The organism is Candidatus Obscuribacterales bacterium (assembly GCA_036703605.1).
Taxonomy (GTDB): domain Bacteria; phylum Cyanobacteriota; class Cyanobacteriia; order RECH01; family RECH01; genus RECH01.
The window spans coordinates 1-6,219 of record DATNRH010000583.1; the positions used below are offsets into that span (position 1 = coordinate 1).

The window sequence follows — 6,219 nt, forward strand, 5'->3', positions numbered from 1 at the left end:
GCGATCGCCATAAGTCTATCTAGAAGCGATCGCTCTCCAGCACGTCCTTGTCTGATGCTCGGGGCGATCGGGTGCTGTTGTTGTTGTGAAGAGTTAACCATGAGTGCTATGGTTCCTCGTCCTCGGTATCTTCCCCCAACGGATTCTCTGCTGAGTTTGGAGTCTACGGTTTGCGATCTTGGGCGCTACCAGGTTCAGGTTGAAGTGGGGCTGAGCTGTGCCGAGATTTGGCCTATGTTCAACCAATATCCCAAGCTGCCCGGTTTGGTGTTGCTGCGCCAAGGACATTGGCATGGCATGATGCCGCGCCTGCCGTTGATGGAGCTGATGCTGCGATCGCACCTAGAGGGCAACCTCAAGGCCCTCACCTTGGCGATCGCCCACAGCTATTGTCCCCAAAGCCCCCTCTGCGTGGCCGCCGAGACGCCAATTTTGACGGCAGCCCAGCAGGCCCTGCGGCGATCGCTGCCGGATCAATCGGCACCGATTGTGGTGCAGGAAAGCACGGGGGACTATAGCTTGCTCGATGCCCATGAGCTGAATGTGGCCCATTGGCAATTGCGGGGTATTGAAGTGCAAAGCCGCTATGAGCGCACCCAGATCCATATGATCCGCCATGAAAAGATGGCTAACTTGGGACGCTTGGTAGACGGGGTAGCCCATGAAATTCTCGATCCGGTGGGCTTTATTTGGGGAAATCTCAGCCACATTGCCGACTATACCGATCAACTGTTGCAGGTGGTGGCGGCTTATCGTCGGCAGGGGGGAGCGCTGCCGAACATCGGCATAGAGGAGTCGGAGGTAGACTACCTGCAGCAGGATTTACCGAAGGCGATCGCTAGCATCCAATCTGGGGCAAAACGCTTGAAAAATCTAGCGTCTAGCCTACAAAATTTTTGTCATATGGATGAGGTGTATCCCAAGCCTGCTGATGTGCATGAAGCCCTCGATAGTTTAATGCTGTTGGTGAATAGTCGGTTGAATGGTGAGATTCAACTGACGCGCACCTATGGGCATCTGCCGCCGCTCACCTGCCATATGGGGCAACTGAACCAGATGTTGATGTCGCTACTGCTGCAGTTTGTGGATGAACTATTGAGTAATGTGGCCCACCGTTCCGTGGCGGCGAATCTAGCTGGAGCCTTGTTTTCCCCGGCTGCGATCGCCCTGCCCCTTCCTGAGATTGCCATTACCACCCAGGTGCTGTCGCCCCACCACGATCAGCCGGGCTGGATGAGTCGCGGTCAGGGAGCTTTTGAAGCCTGGATGCAGGCCACAGCTTCATCGGAGGCGATCGCCCCGTCTACCCAGCGCTGGATCTCGATTCAAGTTAGCCGCAATGGGGCACCATGGACAGCGACTCAGCAGCAGGAGTTGGCCGATACCCTCGCTAGCGATCGCTGGCATCAGCCCTTTGCCCTCAGTCATCGCATCATCGCTGCCCATGGTGGATATCTACGGTGGCGATCGCCCCATCGGGATGCGGCAGGCGCGGCGTTTGAAGTTCTCTTGCCGCTGGTGTAATCTGACCAGTAACACCCATTCCTGGCTCCATGACCTCATCTCCCACCCTGGTTCAATCCCATGCCTGCTTCGGCGGCACCGTTGCCTACTATCGCCACGCTTCCCAAACCTGTCGCAGTGAGATGGGGTTTGCGGTTTTTATCCCGCCCCAAGCGGCAGCCGGGCCGGTGCCGGTGCTGTATTATCTGTCAGGGTTGACCTGTACGGAGGATAATTTCACCGTCAAGGCTGGAGCCCAGCGCTATGCGGCTGACCATGGGCTGATGCTGGTGGCTCCCGATACCAGCCCGCGCAATACAGGCATTCCTGGGGAAGATGACGATTGGGATTTGGGCAGTGGGGCTGGATTCTATGTCGATGCGACAGCGGAGCCCTGGAGCCAGCACTATCACATGTATAGCTATGTGGTGCAGGAGTTGCCCGAGCTGATCGCTGCGCAGTTTTCTATCCGCCGCGATCGCCAAGGTATTTTCGGCCATTCCATGGGCGGCCACGGGGCGCTAGTCTGCGGCTTGCGCCATCCTGAGCGCTACCGATCCATCTCGGCCTTGGCCCCAATCGCGGCTCCCATGCGCTGTCCTTGGGGGCAAAAGGTTTTCAGCCATTACCTTGGAGATGATCCATCCACCTGGGCGGCCTACGATGCTAGTGAACTCGTTGCGACCATGGCCAGCGATCGCCCCATTTTGATCGATCAAGGCACCGCTGATCCCTTTTTGGAGCAACAGCAACTCTTGCCCGAGGTGTTTGAGCAGGCCTGTCGGCAAGCTGGGCAACCGTTGACGTTGCGGATGCAGGAGGGCTACGACCACGGCTATTTCTTCATCGCCACGTTTATGGACGACCACATCCGTCACCATGCGGCAGCACTTTGTATTGATTAGCGATCGCCCTCAGGAAAATCCGATGGATAGTCACGACCTTGCCGCCTATATTGAAGCGACCGATGGCCTGTCTAAACCTTGGCTGTTGGTGCAGTTGCGGCTGAAAAAACTACAAGAACGCAAGGCTAGCTTGTCCACCGATGTCTATGTGCAGGAAATGAGCGATATCTATCAGGACATGATGAAGTTGGGAGAATGGTGGGTTGGCATTGAAGATCAGGTGTTTAAGTCGCCACCGTCGTCTGAGCCGGATTGACGCATGTCCTGACACCTAAGCAAAGCGTAGAAGCTGGTTGCCTGATATGGTAGGAGTCAGATGGGTTAGGATAGCCAGGGATTAGGGTGTGTTGAACCCGTGTAGGCGGGTTTGGTCTGCATAGCCGAGACGTCTAGTTACCGGGGTGCTAGCTGCCAGTCAAAAAAGTGGCAAGGTTCCTCCGGAGTTGTCTATGACAATTTTGTCTAATAGAACTAGAGGCTCGATGCCGTGCATCCGGTCTCCTATTGTTTCAACATTACCCCCTATGGTCTCTTCCAATTGGACATATGCCGTTAGCCCTGATGATATTGCTGAACTGGGCGCGTCTCTCCGACAAGTGAAGCAGCAGCTTAAGCCTGGGCGGGTTTGGTATTACGGTGGCGAAACCTACTTTGATGTGCTGTTTGATGTGCAGGAAGGCAACATTCAGTGGTTTCAATTTACCCTGCGGGGGCGATCGCTCACGTGGGATCGTAAGGGCAACCTGATCCGCACAGGCAATACCAATGAGCTAGATGCGACCCAGGCGCTAGAGTATCCGGCCAGTAAGCTCATTCAAGACGATAGCCAGGCAGATACGGACTTTGTTGCCTTGGTCAAATCAATTTTGGCAACTCGTCCCCAGGAAGCTATCTTCCAGCAGGTGCTCGATCTGCTATCCCAGTCCCACGATGGCGATCGCCCTCCCGTCGATGAGCAATCGGATGGGTAGATGGGCTATAAGTAGGCGGACTTCATGAAGTGAAGTTACTGGGTTTCGGCTGCGCTCAACCCTCTGCTCATCAGGCTTGGAGGTTTTTGACGTCGCTCAAGGCTTGCCAATCGTTATCTCCTCCCACTGACTGGTTGGAGATAGTGTACCAATGCGGGCAGATTGATCTAATCTGGGAACACTAGGGCTGGGCAGCACCGCTGCCTAGACTGCCCTATTGCTCGTGCCCTGGATTTTATGATGCAATCTTCTAACTCAGCGCCGCCCTCGCCCCAAGCTGCTCAAGCGCGCCAAACCCGTGAGCAGTTTGTGTCGCCAGAGGATTACCTGTCCTACGAATTGGGAAAAGCTGTCCAGGAACTGCCACCGCTCTACACGCGGTTGCTGGCGGGTAGTTTAACATTGCTGGTTTTTGGGGCGATCGCTTGGGCCTATTTCAGCGAAATAGATGAAGTGGCGATCGCTCCCGGTGAGTTAATTCCGTCAATGCAGGTGCGACCCGTGCGGGCCCTGGAAGGCGGTGTGATCAGCAGCATCAACGTCGAAGAGGGCGATCGGGTAGAAACGGGAGATATTTTGCTGGAGAAAGATCCCGATCTCAATCAGTCTGAGGTCGATCGCTTGCAGCAGGCGGCGGAGTTAGTGCGTCAAGACCTAGCCCGTCTAGAGGCAGAACGGAGTGGTAGCGCCACCACGGGGGTGCCGTTGCAGGATCAATTGCTGGACGCGCGTCTGCAGGAATTTGATACCCGCCGTAATGCAGCGATCGCCGAGGCAAACCGTCAGGAATCTACGATTGCCGAAGCGCGATCGCGACTGGCCCGCCTTGAGGGCAATTTGGAGAATGCCTATCAGTTTTTGGACAACGCTGAGCGCCGGGAAGCCAGCCTGCGGGAATTGGTGGGCGATGCTATCCCTCGCTTTGATTATCTGGAAGCCATCGATCGCCTCACCCAAGCCCAGGATCAGGTGTCGTCTATTGAGCGGGAAATTGAGGGACAGCAGCAGGTCATTATCCAGGCAGAGTCTGCGTTTCAGGCTGCCCAAAGTGCGATCGAACAAATTACCTCCGAGCGCCGCAGTGAGATTTTGGGCCAGCTCACCCGCCGTCAGGAGGAATTGTCAAACATTGAGGGCCAGCTCAACCTCGCGGAAATTCGCAGCGGTGGCGATGCGGTACGGGCTCCCGTGGCAGGACGGGTATACAACATTCAAGTCACCCTAGCGGAAGGGACGGTGGCACCGGGGGAAGAACTCCTGTCGATTTTGCCCGATGGGGATAACCTGTGGTTAGAAGTGAAGGTGATGAACCGCGATATTGGCTTTATTGCCGAGGGAATGCGGGCTAAGGTCAAGGTGGCAACGTTTCCGTTCCAGGAATTTGGCGTGATTGAGGGGGAAGTGATGCGCATCAGCCCCAATGCCACGTTGGATGAAGATTTGGGGCTGGTGTATATGGCTCAGATTCGTCTCAATCAATCCGCTGTGGCGGTACGAGGAACCTTGGTGCCCTTAGCGCCAGGGATGGCGGCGACGGCGGAAATTGTTACCCGTCAAAAGTCGGTGCTGACGTTCTTGCTGGAGCCCATTACCCGCCGTTTTGATGAAGCCTTCTCGGTGCGCTAGGGCAGGTGGTCGGGCGTTTGTTGCCAGGCGGGATCCGAACAGGTGAAGCTATGACATTGGGCGATCGCTCGCCATTCTCGCAGGGCAATGGGCGGCGCTTTCAGTTCCACCAGGGTACCATCATGGGTGGGAATCACCAGCCACTGGGGACTATCGCCTGGCAGGGCTGCGAGAGCTGCGGTTAGTCGATATTGTCCGACATTGTTGCCGGGACGGCCTTGGGTAAACAGTTCATCAATGGCGGTGGGAGCCTGATGGGTTTGCCCAAGAGTATCCCGTAGGATCAGCGGCTGGTCTTGATCAATATCGACGCTGCCTGGAAAGCTGACGAGCCTCAGATAGAGAAGGGTTTCGTCGTGGGGGGTAACTCGCTTGAAGGCGATCGCTTGCCAGGTATGGCGATCGCGATCCCGTAGGGTTTGGCGAGACTGGTAGAGCATCTGGGTGGGGGTTTCCAGATGGGTACGAACGTCAGCCTGAGCTGGTGCCCCATACCCAAGGGTCAGCATGATGAACATCAGTAGGACAGCGATCGCCCTCACCCATCGATCGCGCAGGGCATGGGGAAAACGAGTATTCAGCAGCATGAGTCACCAGGTAATCCTATGGATCACCATATCTGGCTGTACCGATTCTGTCATCCATCACGGGCGTTAGAACAGATGCAGCGTTTGGCTAGCCTGTACCAGTCCTGGCACGGCCTCTGGAGCCCAAGTGCCCTCCGCCCGCCGTCCTTGCCGCAGAATCATGTGTAGTTCGTAGGCATGGGGATAGCCCTCTGCTTCCAACCAAAGGCGATCGCTCTCTACATCGCAGCAAATGCGCTCCCCATCCATCAACTCATGGCTCATCTGCTCAAGGGTCTCGGCCAATTGCAGCACCAGCCGACAAAAATCCTGCCATTCCTCACGGGTGTGTTCAATCGCCCAGCCGGCACCGCCCACAAGGCCAACAAACGGCTCTGATGCTGGATCCCAGCCTAGCCGCCAGCCATCACCTTCTTTAACCTGTCGCGTTGATGTCCTGCTGTCCATGGTCGGTTGCACGCTGGTTGCCTGACAAAAACCTGTAAAAGGATGACCTTAGGGCGCTAAAAGCTGGGCGTCGCCAGGTTGGGGTAGGGATGGCAAGCTGGACGGTGGCGGTGCTGTTGGGGTGCTGGGCGTGGGGGTGGGGCTGGAGAGATCGTGGATGGGCGTAGCTTGTAGATTGCT

7 protein-coding genes are annotated in these 6,219 nt (G+C 56.3%); 5 read left to right on the forward strand and 2 right to left on the reverse strand.

The genetic code is table 11. The features are described 5' to 3' along the window. Positions 1-99: 99 nt before the first annotated feature. From V6D20_12340 to V6D20_12360, 5 genes are all read left to right on the forward strand, one after another. Entirely contained in the window at positions 100-1,524 is a 1,425-nt protein-coding gene (locus V6D20_12340; protein HEY9816568.1) for a hypothetical protein, read from the forward strand. Between the two features lie 29 nt (positions 1,525-1,553). Then, entirely contained in the window at positions 1,554-2,408 is an 855-nt protein-coding gene (gene fghA, locus V6D20_12345) for an S-formylglutathione hydrolase (GenBank protein ID HEY9816569.1), read from the forward strand. After that, the gene (locus V6D20_12350) at positions 2,383-2,664 is read left to right on the forward strand and encodes a hypothetical protein (protein ID HEY9816570.1); all 282 of its coding nucleotides are present in this window, start codon (positions 2,383-2,385) and stop codon (positions 2,662-2,664) included. The genes fghA and V6D20_12350 overlap by 26 nt, the downstream gene beginning before the upstream one ends. A gap of 268 nt (positions 2,665-2,932) precedes the next feature. Beyond that, positions 2,933-3,379 (forward strand): hypothetical protein, encoded by a 447-nt coding sequence (locus V6D20_12355; protein ID HEY9816571.1) that lies wholly within the window; start codon positions 2,933-2,935, stop codon positions 3,377-3,379. A gap of 237 nt (positions 3,380-3,616) precedes the next feature. Then, entirely contained in the window at positions 3,617-5,005 is a 1,389-nt protein-coding gene (locus V6D20_12360; GenBank protein ID HEY9816572.1) for an HlyD family type I secretion periplasmic adaptor subunit, read from the forward strand. Here V6D20_12360 and V6D20_12365 read toward each other — a convergent pair. Both V6D20_12365 and V6D20_12370 read right to left on the reverse strand, forming a co-directional pair. Continuing rightward, the gene (locus V6D20_12365) at positions 5,002-5,592 is read right to left on the reverse strand and encodes a DUF3122 domain-containing protein (GenBank protein ID HEY9816573.1); all 591 of its coding nucleotides are present in this window, start codon (positions 5,590-5,592) and stop codon (positions 5,002-5,004) included. The genes V6D20_12360 and V6D20_12365 overlap by 4 nt on opposite strands. A gap of 66 nt (positions 5,593-5,658) precedes the next feature. Further along, positions 5,659-6,039 carry a DUF1818 family protein gene (locus V6D20_12370; GenBank protein HEY9816574.1) on the reverse strand — a complete coding sequence of 127 codons (381 nt, stop codon included), beginning with the start codon at positions 6,037-6,039 and terminating at the stop codon, positions 5,659-5,661. Positions 6,040-6,219: the final 180 nt, after the last annotated feature.

Coding starts and splice junctions, on each gene's coding strand:
- fghA (HEY9816569.1), top strand. CDS start 1,554: ATGACCTCATCTCCCACCCTGGTTCAATCCCATGCCTGCTTCGGCGGC.
- V6D20_12350 (HEY9816570.1), top strand. CDS start 2,383: ATGCGGCAGCACTTTGTATTGATTAGCGATCGCCCTCAGGAAAATCCG.
- V6D20_12340 (HEY9816568.1), top strand. CDS start 100: ATGAGTGCTATGGTTCCTCGTCCTCGGTATCTTCCCCCAACGGATTCT.
- V6D20_12365 (HEY9816573.1), bottom strand. CDS start 5,592: ATGCTGCTGAATACTCGTTTTCCCCATGCCCTGCGCGATCGATGGGTG.
- V6D20_12370 (HEY9816574.1), bottom strand. CDS start 6,039: ATGGACAGCAGGACATCAACGCGACAGGTTAAAGAAGGTGATGGCTGG.
- V6D20_12355 (HEY9816571.1), top strand. CDS start 2,933: ATGGTCTCTTCCAATTGGACATATGCCGTTAGCCCTGATGATATTGCT.
- V6D20_12360 (HEY9816572.1), top strand. CDS start 3,617: ATGATGCAATCTTCTAACTCAGCGCCGCCCTCGCCCCAAGCTGCTCAA.